This window comes from Microbacterium sp. WHRI 7836 (assembly GCF_040223885.2).
GTDB lineage: Bacteria > Actinomycetota > Actinomycetes > Actinomycetales > Microbacteriaceae > Microbacterium > Microbacterium oxydans.
The window spans coordinates 3,449,155-3,466,152 of sequence record NZ_CP168171.1 but is presented as its reverse complement, the minus strand read 5'-3'; the positions used below and the strand labels follow the sequence as shown (position 1 = coordinate 3,466,152).

Sequence of the window (16,998 nt, the reverse complement as noted above, 5' to 3'; positions counted from 1 at the left end):
CCGTCTACCCGGCAGTCTCCCGCATCGCGGGCCGGGTGAGCTTCGGGATCAGTACCGGAGTCTGTTCGCGGTAGGCGACGTAGTCGGCCCGGTCGCCCCACTTCTTCTCGGCGCGCGCTTCGAGCAGGGGGATGCCGCTGACGCGGGTGAGCAGCAGGATCACGAACAGGGGGGAGAGCAGCGCGACCCACTGCCATCCGACGAGCACGGGGGCAGCGGTGAGGAAGACGCCCACCCAGATGACGATCTCGCCGAAGTAGTTCGGGTGACGGGACCGCGACCATAGGCCGGTGCGGATGAACTCGTCCCGGTTGCGCGGGTCGGCGCGGAACGCCGACTTCTGGGCGTCGGCGACGATCTCGATCACCATGCCGAGGGCCCAGACGACGATGCCGACGACGGTCAGCCAGCCGATCGGCGCGCGGGAGGAGGCGTCCGCACTGATCGCGATCCAGGCGGCGGCCGCGGTCAGCGACACCCACGCACCCTGGATCACCCACACCTGCAGGAACCGCAGCGGCGACCCCTTGATCTGGTCGAAGCGCCCGTCGGATCCGGCCTTGTGCACGCGCACGGCCAGGAACGAGCCGAGGCGTGCGGCCCACAGCATGACCATCGCCGCGAGGATCCAGCTCCGCGCGTCGGGCATCGGCGTCGACAGGACGAGCGCTGCGGAAATCAGGAAGAACGTGAGGCTGCCCGTCAGGTCGAAGAACCGTTCGGTCTGCAGCAGCATCGCGGGGATGAACGCGATGACCTGGATCGCGAAGGCCGCAGCGACGGCGAGGGCGAACAGCGGCACGCCGCCGATGGTCGCACCGCCCTGGCTGCCGGCGATCGCGACGAGCGCGCCGACCACGAGGGCGACGACGATCGCGATGAGAGAGGAGCGCGAGGAGGTCGGACGGGTGGGGGTGGGGGAGGACATGGTGTGCTTTCCGATTCTCAGAGGTACAGGTCTTCGACGGCGACGGCGGCGCGATCCAGCACGACGCTCCGCTTCAGCTTCATGGTGGGGGTGACGAGTCCACGGTCGTCGAGGTCGGCGAAGACCACGCTGAACCGGCGGACCTGCTCGCTGCGCGCGACGAGCGCGTTGGCCTCGTCGACGGACCGCTGCAGGTGAGCGTGCAGGGCCGGGTCGTCCACCGTGCGGATGTCGGTCGGGCTGGTCGTGCTGGTCGAGGGGATGCGGCTGCCCTGCGCTTCGGCCCAGGCGCCGGCCTGCTCCGGATCGAGCACCAGCAGCGCGGAGAGATACGGCTTCCCCTCGCCGACCATGACCGCGTGCGAGACGAGCGGATTCGCCTCGACTGCGCTCTCCCAGCGGGTCGGCACGATGGTCTTGCCGTTCGAGGTGACGATCACGTCTTTGAGCCGTCCGTCGAGGATCAGCCTTCCCTGCTCGTCGAGCCGCCCGAGATCACCGGTGCGGAAGAAGCCGTCGATGAACGCACCGTCGTCGTGCGCGGGGTCCCGGTACCCGTCGAAGACGCCGATGCCGCGGGCGAGCACTTCGCCCTCGTCGCTGATGCGGACCGTGAGCCCTGGCAGCGGTGCGCCGACGGTTCCCGAGGCGATGCGCCCTGGCAGGTTGGCGGTGAGCGGTGCGGTCGTCTCGGTCAGTCCGTAGCCCTCGATGACGGGAACCCCGATGCCGCGGAAGAACAGCGAGAGGTCGGCGTCGAGGGCGGCGCCGCCCGACAGGATGTAGCCGACCCGCCCGCCCATCACCATGCGAAGGCGGCCGTAGAACAGTGCATCGAAGAGGCGGTGGCGCAGGCGCAGGCCGACGGTGCGTGCGGCGCCACGACCGGCATCGACTCGCTCGGCGCTGCGGCCCCACGCGATGGCCGTCGCCTCGGCATGCGCCCAGATCTTCGTGAGTCCCTTGTCGGCGGCCTTGCCCGCGGCGGCTGCCTGGATCTTCTGCAGTACCCGTGGCACGACCACCAGGAACGTCGGTCGGAGGGTGTCGAGCGTGGCGACGACGGTCGAAGGGTCGGACAGGTGCGCGATGCGCATGCCGCTGGCAAGGCAGATCAGCTGCAGGCCGCGCGCGAGTACGTGAGCGAGCGGGAGGAAGATGACCGTGTTGCCGGACTCGTTCACGATCTCGCGGTAGGCCGCGGCGATGTTCAGCACCTGACCGAGGAAGTTGCGATGCGTGAGCACGACGCCCTTGGGCTCGCCCGTCGTTCCCGAGGTGTAGACGATCGTCGCGGGGTCATCCTGCGTGGCTGCCGTCCTGCGGGCCTCGAGCTCTTCGTCGGTCACGTCGATGCCGCGGGCGGCCAGGTCGAGGAGGGTCCACGGCGAGGTCTCGGCGCTCATCACCCACGCCCCGAGGGTGACTCCGCCGGCGTGCGAGAGCGCCGACTCGAGCAGCGCCGCCTGTTCGGTCGTACCGCCGATGGCCAGGCGCACACCGGCATCCGCGACGATCGCGTCCACCTGTGACCCCGACGAGGTCTCGTAGATCGGCACGACGACAGCACCGGCGTACCAGGCCGCGAGGTCGGCGACGGCCCATTCGTAGCGGGTGGGCGCCATGATCGCGATGGGGTCGCCGACTCGGATGCCCTGGGCGATGAACCCCTTCGCCAGAGCGCACACCTCGTCCTCGAACGCTCGGGTGGTGATCGGCCGCCAGGAGCCCGTCGACGCGTCCTCGACCTCGAACGCCACATGGTCTGGTGCGGCGGCGGCCCGCGCAGCCAGCAGGTCGGTGACGTTGCGGTGGCCGTCGAGGGCGGCGAGCGGTGGTGTCGACGATTCGATCATCGGGGCTTCTCTCGGTCGTGCGGACGGCGCGGAGGGCGCACGAAATCGCCCTTCCTGTCTCTGTTCGGAACCGATGACGATTCGGATGGGATGCTTTTTCGCGGCCGTCCAGGCATCGAGAACGGGAAAGCGATCTGCCAGTATGGCGTCATGTCCGGCACGCAGAAGGTCGCCCCCGCGCTCGTCGTGATCGGTGTGACCGCCGCAGTGCTCGTCGGGTGCACCTCGCCGGTGGCAGTCCAGACGCCCAAGGCATCCGCTCCCGCGGTCGACCTCCGGACGGCGGCCGAGGCTGCCTCGACGCCGAAACCGACGGAACCGGAAAGATGCTCCGGTATGTCAGAGGTCTACAGCGACGGCGACGGTCTGTATTGGGAGCGCCACGGAACGCTCCGTGATCTCGGCGCGCGCGAGTTCGCGCGGGGCGAGGTGACAGTCGATGAGGACGGCACCCCGGTGACGTATACCGTCGAGCCCGGCGACGTCGAAGCCGTGGTCGCTGAACGGCTCTGCGCGTACCCGAACCTCGGCTCCATGAACCACCGGCGGGATATCCACCCTGGGCAGGTGCTCTGGCTCACGCCCGACCCCGATCTTCCCTGGGTGCCGTACTACAGCCCTCATGACGCCCCCGGTGGGTTTCAGCAGATTCCATATCAGCAGGCCATCGAGTCCGCGGGCGCGGCGGTCGATGCCGGTGACGTGGACACCGTGCGGGCGATCTGGAACGGCACGCTCAAGGGCATGTTCGCGACCCAGGAGACCATCGACGCCGTTCAGAAGGTGGTCGATTCCGGCGACCTCGAAGCGCTCCGCCAGCTCTTCTCCTGACGCCGCTCGGTCACGGACCCTTCGGCGGGGAGAGCTCGGTAAGCCACAGGTGGAGGGGCTGACGGGAATCGAACCCGCGCTGTCTGCTTGGGAAGCAGAAGTTCTACCATTGAACTACAGCCCCGTACCCGCATCCGAGGAGCGGGCGAACGCCAGCCTACCCGTCTGGTGCCCTTTGGCCAAAGCAGGCACGGCGTCGGAAGCCCGTGGCAACTAGGCTGGTGCCGTGCTTCTCAGCGACCGCGACATCAAGGCAGAACTCGCATCCGGCCGCATCGGCCTCGACCCGCGTGAAGACGGGATGATCCAGCCGTCGAGCATCGACGTGCGTCTGGACCGGTACTTCCGCCTGTTCGACAACCACAAGTACCCCTTCATCGATCCGTCGGTCGACCAGCCCGAGCTCACGCGGCTGATCGAGGTCGACCCCGACGAACCGTTCATCCTGCACCCCGGCGAGTTCGCACTCGGCGCGACGTTCGAGCAGGTCACGCTGCCCGACGACATCGCGGCACGTCTCGAGGGCAAGTCGTCGCTCGGACGCCTCGGACTCATCACGCACTCGACCGCGGGTTTCATCGATCCCGGCTTCACAGGGCACGTCACGCTCGAACTCGCGAACGTCGCGACCCTGCCGATCAAGCTGTGGCCGGGCATGAAGATCGGTCAGCTGTGCTTCTTCCGGCTCACCTCTCCCGCCGAGAACCCCTACGGATCCGGCCCCTACGGCAACCGCTACCAGGGTCAGCGCGGACCGACGGCCTCCCGGTCGTTCCAGAACTTCCATCGGACGGATGTCGGCACCACCGACGTCGGAGCAGTCGGAGGCTGAGATGACCGACGCGAGCGGCACGCAGCCCGAAGAGCCCGTCATCCCGGAGCAGACGCCCTCCCCGGAGGGCCCCGATCTGCCCGAAGGGCTCGATCTTCCGGACGAGTCGCTGATCCCGCCCGCCGACGTCGTGATCCCGCCGCCTCCGCCCGAGATCCCGATCCCGGACGGGCTGCTGACCCCGCCGCCGTCTGACCTCCCGTCCGCCGACGCGGTGATCCCGCCGCCTCCGCCCGCGACGCGGCGCGGCGACCGTGCCCGTCCGACTCCCGCCATCCTCGAGGGAGAGCCGCCCGCCGCGGTGGCCGATGACTGGGCGCTGCCGTCCGTCGCACCCGAGGTGCCGACGTCGGGTGGCTACCGCGTGCTCACCATCGTGATCTTCGCGTTCCTGTTCCTGCTCCTCGTCGCCGCGATCGTCGTGGGCGTGTACCTGCTGAACACCACCAGCTTCCCGTTCGCGGGCGCCGACGTCGCAGCGTCGTCGATCTCAGGCGTTCCGCTCCTGTGACCTGCTGAGCTCAGGAGCGTTTCGGGGCCGTCCTGCGTCGAAGTGCTGCCGAGGCGACGGCGACGATCGTGCCGACGGCCACCCCGATCACGGTCTCGATCGCGCGGTCCTGCAGCAGCATGTCGACGGGCGTGGGTGCGGCCAGGTGCACCATGAGCAGGGCAAGCGGGGTGATGAAGATCATCGCGATGCCGTAATTGCGGCCGACGAACAGCTCGGCGGCGGCCTGCAGCACGACCACGAGGGCGATCACGGCGAGTGGGGGCAGGTCGATGGCGAGGATCCCGGCGGCGACGAGCACTCCGAGCAACGTGCCGACAAGGCGCTGGATGCCGCGGATCACGCGGGCGTTGAGCTGAGGTCCGCTCACGGCGGCCACCGCGCCGACCGCCGCCCAGTACCAGTGCGAGTCCATGATCAGCAGCCCGGCGAAGCCCGCGCCCAGGATCGCGACTCCGACCGACGCGGCCATCTCGCCCGCGATCGGGCCGACGGGCTGCAGGGTCTTCGGCGGCACGTCGTCGGTGCTGCGGGTGAGGATGCCGATGAGGGCGGTGATGGCCAGGCCGAACAGCACGCTCGGTCCACCGACCAGCAGCACGTCCCCGAAGGAGGCGGCGGTGGCGGGGATCGTCGCGCAGGCTCCGACCGCGAACACCGGGAACAGCGGCCCCGGCGGGTGCCACCGCATCGTGTAGGCGAGCAGGGTGACGGCCGACGCGATGACCGCGACCACGAGGATGCTGGCCGGGGCCGGGGCGGCGAGGACCGACAGTGCCGTGCCGACGAGCATCGAGGCGAGGATCACGCCACCGGCGCTCGCCTGCATGCGGATGCGGTCGCGGAACACGTCGTGCCGCCCGTAGAGGGCGGCGAAGGCGCCGAAGCTGGCGTAGATGCTGAGGTCGAGGCGTCCCAGTGCCCAGAGCACGAGTAGGGGGACGGCCACGCTGACCGCGGCGCGCAACGCCACCCGGTGGTCGCCGCGGTGCGGCTCGACGCGCAGAACGCCGGTCCACACCCTTCCCCGCGAATCCGCCACTGATCCAGCCTACGTCCGACTCCCGACCGCCTCCGTCGTCGGGTCAGACTGCCGAGGCGCGTAGGAGCAGCCGGGTCTTCTCCAGGATGTGGTTCAGTGCTCGTGCGGCGGCGAGCGCGTCGTCGTGATCGACCTCGTCCCAGATGGGGCCGGCGACGCGCGCGATCTCGCGGCTGATCGCGGCCACCAGTGTCGTGCCCGTGGGGCTGAGGTGAGAACCCTCGACGAGTCCCCGCTCCTGGAGGGCGCGGAGGAAGAGCGCGGAGTCGGGGTCGTGTAGACGGTCAGCGACGAACCTGTCCACGCTGCCCTCTCCCTCGAACTGGGAGACGAGGCGCAGCGTCACCCATTCCCGTTCCGACAGGGCGTGGGGGGAGAGCAGGGTGAGCAGGAGGGCGTTCAGCGCCTTCTCCGTCTGGCCGATGAGCTGCGGGCCGAAAGGGATCATGAGGGCTCCATATCGTTGGTGCGGCCAACGGTAGCACATCATTGGTGATGCCAACGAGTAGCATCGGTTCATGGATCGACTCGAACACAGGGCGACGTGGTGGGTCAGTCGGGCGCACCTGCGCTCCCACGCGCTTCTGCAGGAACTCTTTGCCGACGTGGGCGCTCGCGCGTACCACTACCGGCTGCTCGCGGCAGTGGAAGAGGCGGGCCCGATCAGTCAGGCCGACCTCGGACGCGCGACCGAACTCGACCGCAGCGACGTCTCGGTGGCACTGGTCGTGCTGGAAGAGGGCGGGTTCGTCGCGCGTGCCCCTCATCCGTCCGACCGCCGCCGCAACGTCGTCAGCCTCACCGCAGCAGGCCGCGCCGAGCTCGCCCGGCTCGATGCGGTGGTCGATCAGGCCCAGGAGCAGTTCCTGGCGCCGCTGACCGCAGACGAGCGTGCCGTGTTCCTCGACCTCACCCGCCGGGTCGCTGTCGCGACCGATTGATCGCCCTCCGGCGGGTCACTCGTCTTCCGCCTCGTCGCGGTGGGGTCGCTCGTCGTTCAGCACCTCGAACAGGCTGGAGAACCCCTGGTCGCCGTGGCCGTCAGAGATCCGGCGATCCATCAGCCGCCTGATCTCCCGCATACGCACCGTGTCTATGCCGAGCGCTTCGCGATGGCTGACGAGGTCGTCCATGAGTGCTCTCTGCACGTGCAACGAACCCAGGTCGGGCCCGTACTGGCCTGCGGCCACGGCCTCGCCGAAGCTCTTCACCAGCGGCACATATCCCTCGACGGTCCCCGCGACGCGCTCCGCGAACCCCACGACATCGGCCCCCTCGGCCGTGATCAGTGCGAACGTATGCAGCAGTCCGATCAGGAACTCGTAGCCGACCGCCACCTGAGCGAGGAACTCGACGGCCGCGTGGCCCGCATCCTCTCCGTGGTATCCGACGGTGCCGAGGCCCTCCAGCGCCCCGCGGTGCGTGTCGAAGCCGACGCGATCTCCGCTGAAGGAGAGGAGCACCTCGGGCGACCCCACGGCGGCGGGGTCGCCCATGATCCCGCCGTCGACATATCGCGCGCCGTGCGTCTGCGCCCACTCCCCGGCGGCTCTGGCCTGGGCAGGAGAGCCACTGGCGGCCATGAGCTCATCCACCAGTTCCTGTCGCAGCGTGTCGGGGATCGACGGATCGCTCGCACGCCAGCGTCGCCCGTTCACGACGATGTGGTGCCCGTCCGCCGTGCGCTCGGGACCGGACTCCGTCGCGGAAGACTCCTCGCTGCTCATGCGGGCAGCCTGCCCCTGTCGGGCCGCGTCCTCCATCCCCTTGACGCAGGGGCCGCGCCTCAGTCCGTCCGCAGTGGACGCAGCGTGCGGGCGTAGTCCTCCTTCAGCACGGCGAGGTGCAGCCAGGCCTCGATGCGCGTCACTCCGGGCAGCGCACGCAGGCGTTCCAGGCTGGCGTAGAGCGCGCCGGCCGAAGGCTCGACCAGAGTGGCGACCGCGTCGAAGCGGCCGAGCGTGCGCGCGGCGAAGTCCACCCCACGGCCGCGACGCAGCTCGTCGATCACGGCGTCGTCGTCGTCTCCGAGGGTCATGCCCACCCCCATCGACAACTGCCGGTGCGCGAGTCCGCGCGCCTCGACCGCGCTGATCTTGATCACGCCGGCATCGATCAGCCGCTGCACCCTGGTCGCGACGGCCGAGGGGGAGAGGCGCACCTCTTCGCCGAGCGCGCGGAAGCTCTTGCGCCCGTCGGCCTGCAGCTGCTCGATCAGCGCCTCGTCGATCGCGTCGAGGGTGACGCCGCCGTGATACTCCGACACGAAGAAGCCCTTGATCACGGTCGAATAGATGATCGTGCTGATGTCGAGCACCCCGTCGATCGCTCGGATCAGGGCCAGCAGGTCGTGCAGCTCCGACATCGACCCCACGCGCACTTCGGTGACCACGTCGTGCGCGCCGCCGACCGCCGACACCAGCACGGTCTCGCTCATGTCGCGCAGGTGCTCCGCCACGAGCTCGACCGATCCATCGGTGCGGATCGAGACGTGGGCGAGGACGTGCTGGCCGAGGAACACGGGGTCGACAGCGGCGACGACACGCACGGTGCGGTCGGCGAGCATCGTGCGCAGTCGCGCGGCGACAGCGGCTCTGGACTGCCCGAGCCGCTCGGCGAGGGAGAGGATGCTCGCCCGGCCGTCTTCCTGCAGCGCGCGGATGAGTTCGGCGTCGAAATCCATGGTTCCGCCCATTTCGTCAGTTTCCTGCGATCGCACGCTTCGCCGTGCGCAAGTTCAGTGTAGGAGAGGTGATCGCCGTCGGGAAGGCGCGCATTGCACAGATGCGCGATCATATATCCAGTGAATCCCCGTTATCGCTGGAGTTCTGCCCTTGCCGACGGGCCCGCACCTCCGTAGCATCCTTCGCTATCCGACATCTTCCGCAAAGGAGCGGGCACCCCCATGACCACTACCCCCACCAGCGGCACCCACAGCCGGGCGCGCCGCGCCGGCATCGCCGCCTTCGTCGGTACCACCATCGAGTGGTACGACTTCTACGTCTACGCCACCGCCGCGGCGCTCGTCTTCGGTCCACTGTTCTTCCCGAGCGGGGACCGGCTGGCCGAGACCGCAGCCGCCTTCGCGACCTTCGCGGTCGCCTTCCTCGTCCGGCCCCTCGGTGGCATCATCTTCGGTCACATCGGCGACAAGCTCGGCCGACGCACGTCACTCGTCATCACGCTGGTGATGATGGGCGCGGCCACGGTGCTCGTGGGCTGCCTGCCCACCTACGAGAACATCGGCATCCTCGCCCCGATCCTCCTGATCCTGCTCCGTGCGGTGCAGGGCCTCGCGGTCGGCGGCGAGTGGGGTGGCGCGGTGCTCATGAGCGTCGAGCACGCCCCCGAGAAGTCGAAGACCTTCTACGGCGGCTTCACGCAGCTCGGCAACCCGGCCGGCGCGCTGCTGGCATCGGGCATCTTCGCGATCATGACCCGGATGGGCGACGACTTCATCATCAACGGTGGCTGGCGCATCCCGTTCCTGCTGTCGATCGTGCTGGTCGGCGTCGGCTTCTGGGTCCGTTATCGCGTCGAGGAGACCCCGGTCTTCGAGGCGAAGGTCGAGGGCCGCAAGCAGTCGATGCCGCTGGCCTTCGCGCTGCGCACCAACTGGCGCCCGATCCTGCTCGGCATCGGCATCCTGCCCATCTCGACCGGCGGTTACTACCTGGCCACCACCTTCGCCACGGCCTATGCCACCGGCGACACGGTCGCGATCAGCGAGCAGGTCATCCTCGATGCCATGACGATCGCCTCCTTCGTGGAGTTCGTCGTGACCCTCCCTGTCGCCTGGCTGGGCGACAAGTGGGGGCGGAAGAACGTCATGTACATCGGTCTGATCACCTCGGTGCTCACCTTCGTGCCGTTCCTGCTGATCCTGCCCGGACGCATCGAACCGCTCATCTTCCTGTTCGCCTCGCTGGTGCGCATCGCGATGAGCGCCACCTACGCACCGATCGCCGCCCTGCTCTCGCAGATGTTCCGCCCGCAGGCCCGCTACACCTCGATCGCCCTCTCCTACGGTGTCGGCGCAGCGGTCTGGGCCGGATTCTCGCCGTGGTTCGCGACGCAGCTGATCGCCTGGACGGGCAGCATCTGGTCGGTGATCGCGATGTTCATCGGCATGGCCCTCATCGCCGGAATCTGCACCCGCCTCGCGCCGCAGCACTCCGACGAGGCTCCCGTCACCGCCTCCTTCACCGCGCGTACGGACACCACGGCGAACCGGCTGCCCTGACCGGCGCCGCCACCTCCGCCTCCCGTACGCCACGACCGCGAACAGGTTCCCCATGAGAAAGCTCACCCCCTTCGACCGCTCGGCTCAGACGGCTCCCCTTCTCCTGACCGCGCACGCCATCCATACCGCGGATGACGACGCCACCACGGCGACGGCGATGTTGACCGATCGCGGGCGCATCCTCGCGATCGGTACCCCCGCCGAGTGCGAGGCGGCGGCGGAGGGGGTGGGCCTCTCGCCCGAGCGCATCGATCTCGGCGACGCCGTGATCGTCCCCGGCTTCGTCGACGCGCACGCGCATCCGCTCATGTTCGGGCAGATGATGAGCTGGGTCGACTGCGGCCCCGAGAAGGCGGGCAGCATCCCCGAGATCGTGGCGCTGCTGAAGGCGGCGGCCGCCGAGCTTCCCGAGGGGCGCCCGGTGCGCGGCTACGGCTACGAGCAGCGCAACCTCGCCGAGAAGCGCCACCCCACCCGGTTCGAGCTCGACGAGGTCGCCGCCGACCGCGAGGTCTACCTCATGAACGCCTCGGGTCACGGCGGTGTGGTGAACTCGTACACGCTCGCCATCAACGATGTCGACAGGGACACCCCGAACCCCGACGGCGGAGAGTTCTTCCGCGACGCGGACGGCGAGCTCACCGGGGAGCTGTCGGATGCGGCCTGCAACATCCTCACCGGCGTCCACGGGGTGAAGATCGGCCACCACGGTCCGAACTTCCACCTGGCGGACGAGCCGGAGGAGCACCTGCGCCAACTCGACGCGGCGACGCAGCGGTTCCTGGCCGGGGGAGTGACCTCGATCGGCGACGCCCAGGTCACCCGTCGCGAGTTCGACATGTACCTGCGCCTCGCCGAGGCCGGGCGCCTGGAACTGCGCGTGTCGATGTACCTGCTGTCGCACCTGCTCGACGAGGCGCTCGAGATGGGTCTCGTCGGACAGTTCGGCAACGCGCACCTCAGCTTCGCCGGCATCAAGTTCTACGCCGACGGCACGCTGGGCGGCTGGACCGCATACTTCCCTGACGGCTACGTGGGCGATCCCTGCCGCACTGGCCAGCTGTACCACGAGCCCGCCGAGTACGAGGGGCTCATCCGCAAAGCGCACGCCGCGGGGTTGCAGACCGCGACACACGCGCAGTCGCCCACCGCGATCGAGATGGTCGTGTCCGCGATCGAGGCCGCGCTCGCCGAGCACCCCGATCCCGACGCCCGTCACCGCATCGAGCACTGCGGCCTGCCGACTCCCGAGCAGATCGACCGGATGGCCGCCTCCGGCATCCGTCCGGTCAACCAGACCCAGCACTACTTCAACTGGGGCGAAGGTGTGGAGGAGGCCATCGGCACTCCGGGCGAGCGCTTCAACCCGCTGGGCGAGTTCGAGCGCGCGGGCGTGCCGTTCACGATCTCGTCCGATGCCCCGGTCGCCGAGCCCATCCCGCTCGAAGCCATCCAGACGGCCGTGACCCGAGTCACGCGCCGGGGGCACAAGCTCGGGCCGGACGACCTGCGCGTCTCGGCGCTTGCAGCTCTGCGCGCACACACGATCGAAGGTGCCGTGTCGATCGGCCGCGAAGACGATCTGGGGTCGCTCGAAGTCGGCAAGTACGCCGACTTCGCGGTGCTCTCCGGCGATCTGCTGGCCGTCCCCGCCGAGGAGATCTCGGCGATCACGGTGCGCGAGACCTGGGTCGACGGCGTGCGTCGTCACCGAGTGTGAGGATGATCCGATGAGCAGCGACACCACAGCGGCAGAGCAGTACGCCGACACCGCCGGGCGCGCCGTACTGGAGACGATCCGCGCGTACGGGGTCACCGCGATCTTCGGCATCCCCGGCACCCACAACCTCGAGCTCTACCGCCCGCTCGCCGACCTCGGCATCCGCGCGGTGACGAACCGTCACGAGCAGGGCTCCGGCTACGGTGCCGACGGGTGGGCCCAGCAGACCGGCCTCCCCGGAGTCGTGATCACGACCTCCGGTCCCGGACTGCAGAACGCCATGAGCGCGATCGGCACGGCCTTCTGCGAGTCGCGCCCGCTCATCGTCCTCTCGCCGGGAGTGCCGCTCGGTGCGGAGTTCGCCGACGTCGGCACACTGCACGAGACGAAGGATGCCACGGCCATGGTCGGCGCGATCGCAGAGTGGTCGCGCCGCGTGACGAGCGCCGCCGAAGCGGTCGAGGCCGTGCACGACGCGTTCACCCTGTTCCGCACCGGGCGTCCTCGTCCGGTGCACATCGAGATCCCGCTCGATGTGCTGGAGGCTCCGGCCGACGTCCCCGCCGAGGCGCGGCGGCCGCGTCCGGTCCCTGCGCGGGTCTCGGGTGAGTCGGCTGCGCTCGCCGAAGCGGCCCGGCTGTTGGCGGAGGCGAAGACCCCGGTGATCGTCGCCGGTGGGGGAGCCGTGGATGCCGCGCACGAGGTCACCCTCCTGGCCGAGCGTCTCGGAGCCCCGGTGCTGACCACGCTGAACGGCAAGGGCGTGGTCGACGAGCGGCATCCGCTCTCGCTCGGGTCGAACCTGCGACTCGCCGCCGCCCGTGCTGTCGCGGAGGCCGCCGACGTGCTGCTCGTGGTCGGCTCGAAGCTCGGTGAGGCCGAGCTGTGGGCGCCGCGGCTCGAAGCCCGCGGGGCCGTGATCCGCATCGACATCTCGCTCGCGCAGCGCGACAAGAACCTCGCCGCGACGGTCGGGATCACGGGGGATGCAGCTGCCGTTCTGGACGCGCTGTCGACTGCCCTCCCCGCCGGTGTGCGCCCGGCGCGTGACCTCACCGCCGAGCGCACCGCGATCGCCGCCGAGATGCGCGCGACCGCCCCCGACACGGTGGCACTGGCCGAGATCATCGTCGAGGCCCTGCCCGCCGATGCCATCGTCGCGGGCGACTCGTCGCAGATCGTCTACATGGCGCTCGGCAGCGTGCTGTCGTCGGCGCATCCGCACTCCCTGCTCTACACCCCGACCTACGCCACCCTCGGCTACGGTCTTCCGGCAGCGATCGGTGCCGGAGTCGCGCAGACCGAGCACCCGGTCGTGGCCGTGATCGGCGACGGCGCCCTGATGTTCTGCGTGAACGAGCTGGTGACGGCGGTCGAACAGCGCCTCGACATCACGATCGTGTGCGTCGACAACGGCGGGTATGCCGAGATCCGTCAGAACGAGGTCGACCGCGGCATGGAGCCGATCGGCGTCGACCTGGTACAGCCCGACTGGGCAGCGCTCGCCTCGGCCTTCGGCGCGACCGGGCGGCGGGTGGAACGCCGTGACGACATCGCATCGAGCATCCGCGCCGCGATCACCGACGGGGGAGTGCAGCTGGTGCACATCCCGCAGAGTGCGCTCTGAATCCCTCGACATCCCCGACGAACAGGAACGAGCAATGACCGACAACAGCGGCCCCATCGACGCCTCCGTGAACCCGCGGTACTCCGGCATCGCGACCTTCGCCCGGCTGCCGCGTATCGAAGACGTGCCGCGTGCGGACATCGCCGTCGTCGGCATCCCCTTCGACTCCGGTGTGAGCTACCGACCGGGCACGCGCTTCGGCCCGTCGCACGTGCGGGAGTCCTCGCGGCTGCTGCGCCCCTACAATCCCGCCCAGGACGTGTCGCCGTTCGCGATCGCGCAGGTGGTGGACGCCGGTGACATCCCGGTCAACCCGTTCGACCTCACCGAGGCCGTGGCCGAGGTCGAGCGCGCGGCGCTGGCGCTCGGCGAGCAGGTGCAGCGCATCGTCACGATCGGCGGCGACCACACGGTCGCTCTGCCACTGCTGCGTGCGGTGGCGGCGAAGCACGGGCCCGTGGCTGTGCTGCACTTCGATGCGCACCTCGACACCTGGGACACCTACTTCGGGGCCCCCATCACGCACGGCACTCCCTTCCGACGCGCGAGCGAGGAGGGACTGATCGACCTCACCGCGAGCTGCCATGTCGGCACCCGTGGCCCCCTGTACTCCAAGCAGGACCTGGAGGACGACGAGCGCCTCGGCTTCTCGATCGTGTCGAGCGAATACATCGAGGAGCACGGGGTCGAGGCCGCCATCGCCCGCATCCTGCAGCGCATCGGCGACAAGCCGCTGTACGTGTCGATCGACATCGACGTGCTCGACCCCGCCCACGCGCCCGGCACCGGCACCCCCGAGGCCGGCGGGCTGACGAGCCGCGAGCTGCTGCGGATCTTGCGGGCCCTGGCCTCGCAGAACATCGTCGGGGCGGATGTGGTCGAGGTGTCGCCCGCCTACGACCACGCGCAGATGACCGGCATCGCCGCGAGCCACGTGGTCTACGAGCTCGTGACCCTGCTGGCCGCCCGCCTCGCTGCCTGAGCCCCCCGGACCCCCGACCTCCCCGGCCCGCCGCCGGGCCGCCCCCGCCTCCTGAGTCGCCCCGCCTCTCGATTCAGCCTCCGGAGCAGGGCGGGCGGGGGGCGTGTCAGGTGTACGAGGCGGCGAGCAGCTCGGCGAACAGCTCCTCGGGGTCGCAGTCGACGCGTCGCCGGGTGAACCACTCGCAGATGTTCATGCAGTCGCGGTGCAGCAGGTCGAGGCCCTGTGGGTTGGCGATGATGTCGACGATCTGCGGCAGGTCGATCACGCGCACCCGCCCTTCGTGCACGAGCAGGTTGTATGCCGACAGGTCGCCGTGCGCGAAGCCGGCTGCGGCGAAGGTCCGCATCAGGTCGACCGTCTGCGCGTAGAAGTCCTGCAGCTCGGCGCGATCGCTGCGCACCTGGGCGAGGCGGGGCGCGGCCGTGCCGTCGGAGGTGCCGAGGAACTCCATCAGTACCTCGGTTCCGTTCACCTGCACCGGGTACGGCACGGGTGCGCCGAGCTCCCACATCCGGCAGAGCGCCTCGAACTCGGCGAACGACCACTGCGCTGCGGCCACCTCCCGGCCGTGGACCGACTTCCGTGCGAGCGCGCGCGTATCGCGGGTGTTCCGGGTGCTGCGGCCCTCCGTGTAGATCGACGAGCGGTGGAAGCTGCTGTGCTCGGCGCTGCGGTATCGCTTGGCGGCGAGCAGGCTGTGCTGCGTCGGGTCGCCAGGCACCGCGCGTTCGAGCAGGAACACGTCGGCTTCCTTGCCGGTCTTGAGGATGCCTCGCTCCGTGTCGAGCGCCCCGGCCGAGGTCACGACCCATGCGGGCCGGGGTTCAGGACCTCGCTCGGAAGGGGTGACCGCCGGCCACGTGGTCCAGCGCTGCCCCTCGCCGGGAACGACGTCGGCGAAGGTTAGTTCGGTCTCGAGGGCGTCGAAGGAAGAGGCGTCGAAAGAAGAGGATGGTGCGTCGAAGGACGCGGCTTCCGAGGAAGCGAAGAGATCAGACACGATGTGGCTCCGGGAGCAGGAGGCCACACCAGGATCAGGAGCGGGTGGCCTCGAGGGGAAGGTGGTCGGCGGAGAGCGCGACAAAGACGGTGTTCATGTCTTCGGCTCCTTCCGCTCGGGCTTCCCGGGATCCTCCCGGTGCGTCGTCGAGCCTAGGGTGTCGACGACACCGTGTCCAGAGGCGCGTGTCTAGAGGCGCGTGTCCAGAGGGGGCCTGAGCCGGACGAGTACTCCATCGCCTTCGCCGCCGGTTGCGACCACCCAGGAGTCGCCCGCCCAGACGGCGGCATTCGCGCCACAGAGGAACGGCGGCGGATGCTCTCCGGAGGCGTTGCCCAGACGGAGGGCGTCACCGGAGCGGAGCGTGCCGTCGCTCGGGATGTCGGTGCACCTCATCCGACGCTCGATCGCCGCTCGCGCGTCGGATGAGCCGCCGACGATCACGCCCTGCGCGTCGCTCGGTTGCGGTCGTCCGCCCCACCACAGGGCTGTGCCGTCCGGTGCGACCGCGACGAGCGGACGATCGGCGACCTGCGCCTCCCTGCTCAGCTCCGTACCGTCGGCGGCGAGCACGATCCGCGCGGACGGAGTGGCGAGGTACATGTGTCCGGCGTCGTCGACATCAAGGCTGATCGGCGGGACGCCGGGGCGAGCGCCCGGTGCGTCGTCGAGGTCGATCGGACCGCCGTGCAGCAGCGTCCGAGCGCCGCTGTCGACGTCGACGCGCAGCACCTCGTAGTCGAGGTAACCGTCGGATGGGCGCGGCTGGTACCGCACGACCAAGGCGTCTCCCTCGTGCACGGCGACATCCCCGAACTCGAAGTCCCCGAAGTCGAAGTCGCCTTCGTCGCCGACGGCATCTCCCGGCAGATCACGCACCGCCATGGTGGTGGTATCGAGCACCGAGAGCATCGGCATCACATGCAGCCGGTCGCCCTGCAGTAGGACCAGTTCGGTGGGCGAGAGCGCGGCGATCGCCCCGACATGCGAGAGCGGGTCTTCGGGCTCGGTGTTGAACCGGGTGAGCGTCTGGCCATTGGCCCCGACGTGCAGCCATGATCCGGACGAGACGGTCCAGAAGCCGCCGGCCCCGTCGTCGGACAACACACGCATCCCGTAGGCCAGATCGATCGGCTCGCCGGCCGGTGTGGCCTCCGGGCCCGCGCCGACGGAGGAGTTCTGGAACGGGATCGCCTCGAGTGTCCAGTCCTCAGGCCCGACCGCCTGCTGCGGGGTGCATCCGGCGGTGAGCATGATCGCCGCGATGACCGAGGCGCCGTGCAGCATCCGCTGCCGTGCCCCTCCGCGCTCCTGCATATCGATACTCTGCACGCTCCGGCTGGGAACTCCCCGCCTCTCCGCTGGCCCGCCGGAACCGGACCGGACGAATGGTCGGATGCGGCGGACGCCTGATCGGGCGTCG

The 16,998-nt window shown here is 69.6% G+C and carries 16 protein-coding genes and 1 tRNA gene; 8 read left to right on the top strand and 9 right to left on the bottom strand.

Going from position 1 to position 16,998, the window contains the following annotated elements; all coding sequences use genetic code 11:
• Positions 1-4 precede the first annotated feature (4 nt).
• Both ABRP18_RS16760 and ABRP18_RS16755 read right to left on the bottom strand, forming a co-directional pair.
• Positions 5-928 (bottom strand): DUF1295 domain-containing protein, encoded by a 924-nt coding sequence (locus tag ABRP18_RS16760; protein ID WP_061017700.1) that lies wholly within the window; start codon positions 926-928, stop codon positions 5-7.
• A 17-nt stretch (positions 929-945) separates the two neighbouring features.
• Positions 946-2,784 (bottom strand): AMP-dependent synthetase/ligase, encoded by a 1,839-nt coding sequence (locus tag ABRP18_RS16755; protein ID WP_349885068.1) that lies wholly within the window; start codon positions 2,782-2,784, stop codon positions 946-948.
• 150 nt (positions 2,785-2,934) lie between these two features.
• On the opposite strand from ABRP18_RS16755, the gene ABRP18_RS16750 reads away from it, so the two are divergent.
• Entirely contained in the window at positions 2,935-3,615 is a 681-nt protein-coding gene (locus tag ABRP18_RS16750; protein WP_349885067.1) for a hypothetical protein, read from the top strand.
• A gap of 50 nt (positions 3,616-3,665) precedes the next feature.
• Here ABRP18_RS16750 and ABRP18_RS16745 read toward each other — a convergent pair.
• Positions 3,666-3,739, bottom strand: a tRNA-Gly gene (locus ABRP18_RS16745).
• Positions 3,740-3,841: 102 nt separating this feature from the next.
• On the opposite strand from ABRP18_RS16745, the gene dcd reads away from it, so the two are divergent.
• Both dcd and ABRP18_RS16735 read left to right on the top strand, forming a co-directional pair.
• Positions 3,842-4,447: a dCTP deaminase gene (gene dcd / locus ABRP18_RS16740; protein WP_045263886.1), complete on the top strand. Its 606-nt coding sequence runs from the start codon at positions 3,842-3,844 to the stop codon at positions 4,445-4,447.
• 1 nt (position 4,448) lies between these two features.
• Entirely contained in the window at positions 4,449-4,958 is a 510-nt protein-coding gene (locus tag ABRP18_RS16735; protein WP_179515729.1) for a hypothetical protein, read from the top strand.
• Between the two features lie 10 nt (positions 4,959-4,968).
• Here the strand turns inward: ABRP18_RS16735 and ABRP18_RS16730 are convergent, their stop codons facing one another.
• Together ABRP18_RS16730 and ABRP18_RS16725 are read right to left on the bottom strand one after the other, a co-directional pair.
• A complete protein-coding gene (locus ABRP18_RS16730; protein WP_058630803.1) occupies positions 4,969-6,000 on the bottom strand; it encodes an FUSC family protein in 1,032 nt (343 codons plus the stop codon).
• 43 nt (positions 6,001-6,043) lie between these two features.
• A complete protein-coding gene (locus tag ABRP18_RS16725) occupies positions 6,044-6,448 on the bottom strand; it encodes a hypothetical protein (protein WP_113681502.1) in 405 nt (134 codons plus the stop codon).
• Positions 6,449-6,518: 70 nt separating this feature from the next.
• Here ABRP18_RS16725 and ABRP18_RS16720 point away from each other — a divergent pair, with 70 nt between their 5' ends.
• Complete coding sequence (locus tag ABRP18_RS16720) at positions 6,519-6,941, top strand: MarR family winged helix-turn-helix transcriptional regulator (RefSeq protein ID WP_046748676.1); 423 nt, start codon at positions 6,519-6,521, stop codon at positions 6,939-6,941.
• Between the two features lie 15 nt (positions 6,942-6,956).
• On the opposite strand, the gene ABRP18_RS16715 is transcribed toward ABRP18_RS16720, so the two are convergent.
• Positions 6,957-7,727 (bottom strand): hypothetical protein, encoded by a 771-nt coding sequence (locus tag ABRP18_RS16715; RefSeq protein ID WP_349885066.1) that lies wholly within the window; start codon positions 7,725-7,727, stop codon positions 6,957-6,959.
• Positions 7,728-7,786: 59 nt separating this feature from the next.
• The gene (locus tag ABRP18_RS16710; RefSeq protein ID WP_227750885.1) at positions 7,787-8,695 is read right to left on the bottom strand and encodes an Lrp/AsnC family transcriptional regulator; all 909 of its coding nucleotides are present in this window, start codon (positions 8,693-8,695) and stop codon (positions 7,787-7,789) included.
• 210 nt (positions 8,696-8,905) lie between these two features.
• On the opposite strand from ABRP18_RS16710, the gene ABRP18_RS16705 reads away from it, so the two are divergent.
• From ABRP18_RS16705 to speB, 4 genes are read left to right on the top strand one after another with little or no spacing between them, the layout of a single operon-like run.
• Positions 8,906-10,243 carry an MFS transporter gene (locus ABRP18_RS16705; RefSeq protein WP_058630812.1) on the top strand — a complete coding sequence of 446 codons (1,338 nt, stop codon included), beginning with the start codon at positions 8,906-8,908 and terminating at the stop codon, positions 10,241-10,243.
• Between the two features lie 52 nt (positions 10,244-10,295).
• Positions 10,296-11,963, top strand: a complete 1,668-nt coding sequence (locus ABRP18_RS16700; RefSeq protein WP_349885065.1) for an amidohydrolase — start codon at positions 10,296-10,298, stop codon at positions 11,961-11,963.
• Between the two features lie 10 nt (positions 11,964-11,973).
• Positions 11,974-13,590 carry a thiamine pyrophosphate-binding protein gene (locus tag ABRP18_RS16695; protein WP_179515734.1) on the top strand — a complete coding sequence of 539 codons (1,617 nt, stop codon included), beginning with the start codon at positions 11,974-11,976 and terminating at the stop codon, positions 13,588-13,590.
• Positions 13,591-13,624: 34 nt separating this feature from the next.
• Entirely contained in the window at positions 13,625-14,572 is a 948-nt protein-coding gene (gene speB / locus ABRP18_RS16690) for an agmatinase (RefSeq protein WP_113681039.1), read from the top strand.
• Between the two features lie 106 nt (positions 14,573-14,678).
• Here the strand turns inward: speB and ABRP18_RS16685 are convergent, their stop codons facing one another.
• Together ABRP18_RS16685 and ABRP18_RS16680 are read right to left on the bottom strand one after the other, a co-directional pair.
• Positions 14,679-15,575, bottom strand: a complete 897-nt coding sequence (locus ABRP18_RS16685) for a serine protein kinase RIO (protein ID WP_113681040.1) — start codon at positions 15,573-15,575, stop codon at positions 14,679-14,681.
• A 189-nt stretch (positions 15,576-15,764) separates the two neighbouring features.
• Complete coding sequence (locus tag ABRP18_RS16680; protein WP_349885064.1) at positions 15,765-16,892, bottom strand: hypothetical protein; 1,128 nt, start codon at positions 16,890-16,892, stop codon at positions 15,765-15,767.
• Between the last annotated feature and the right edge of the window lie 106 nt (positions 16,893-16,998).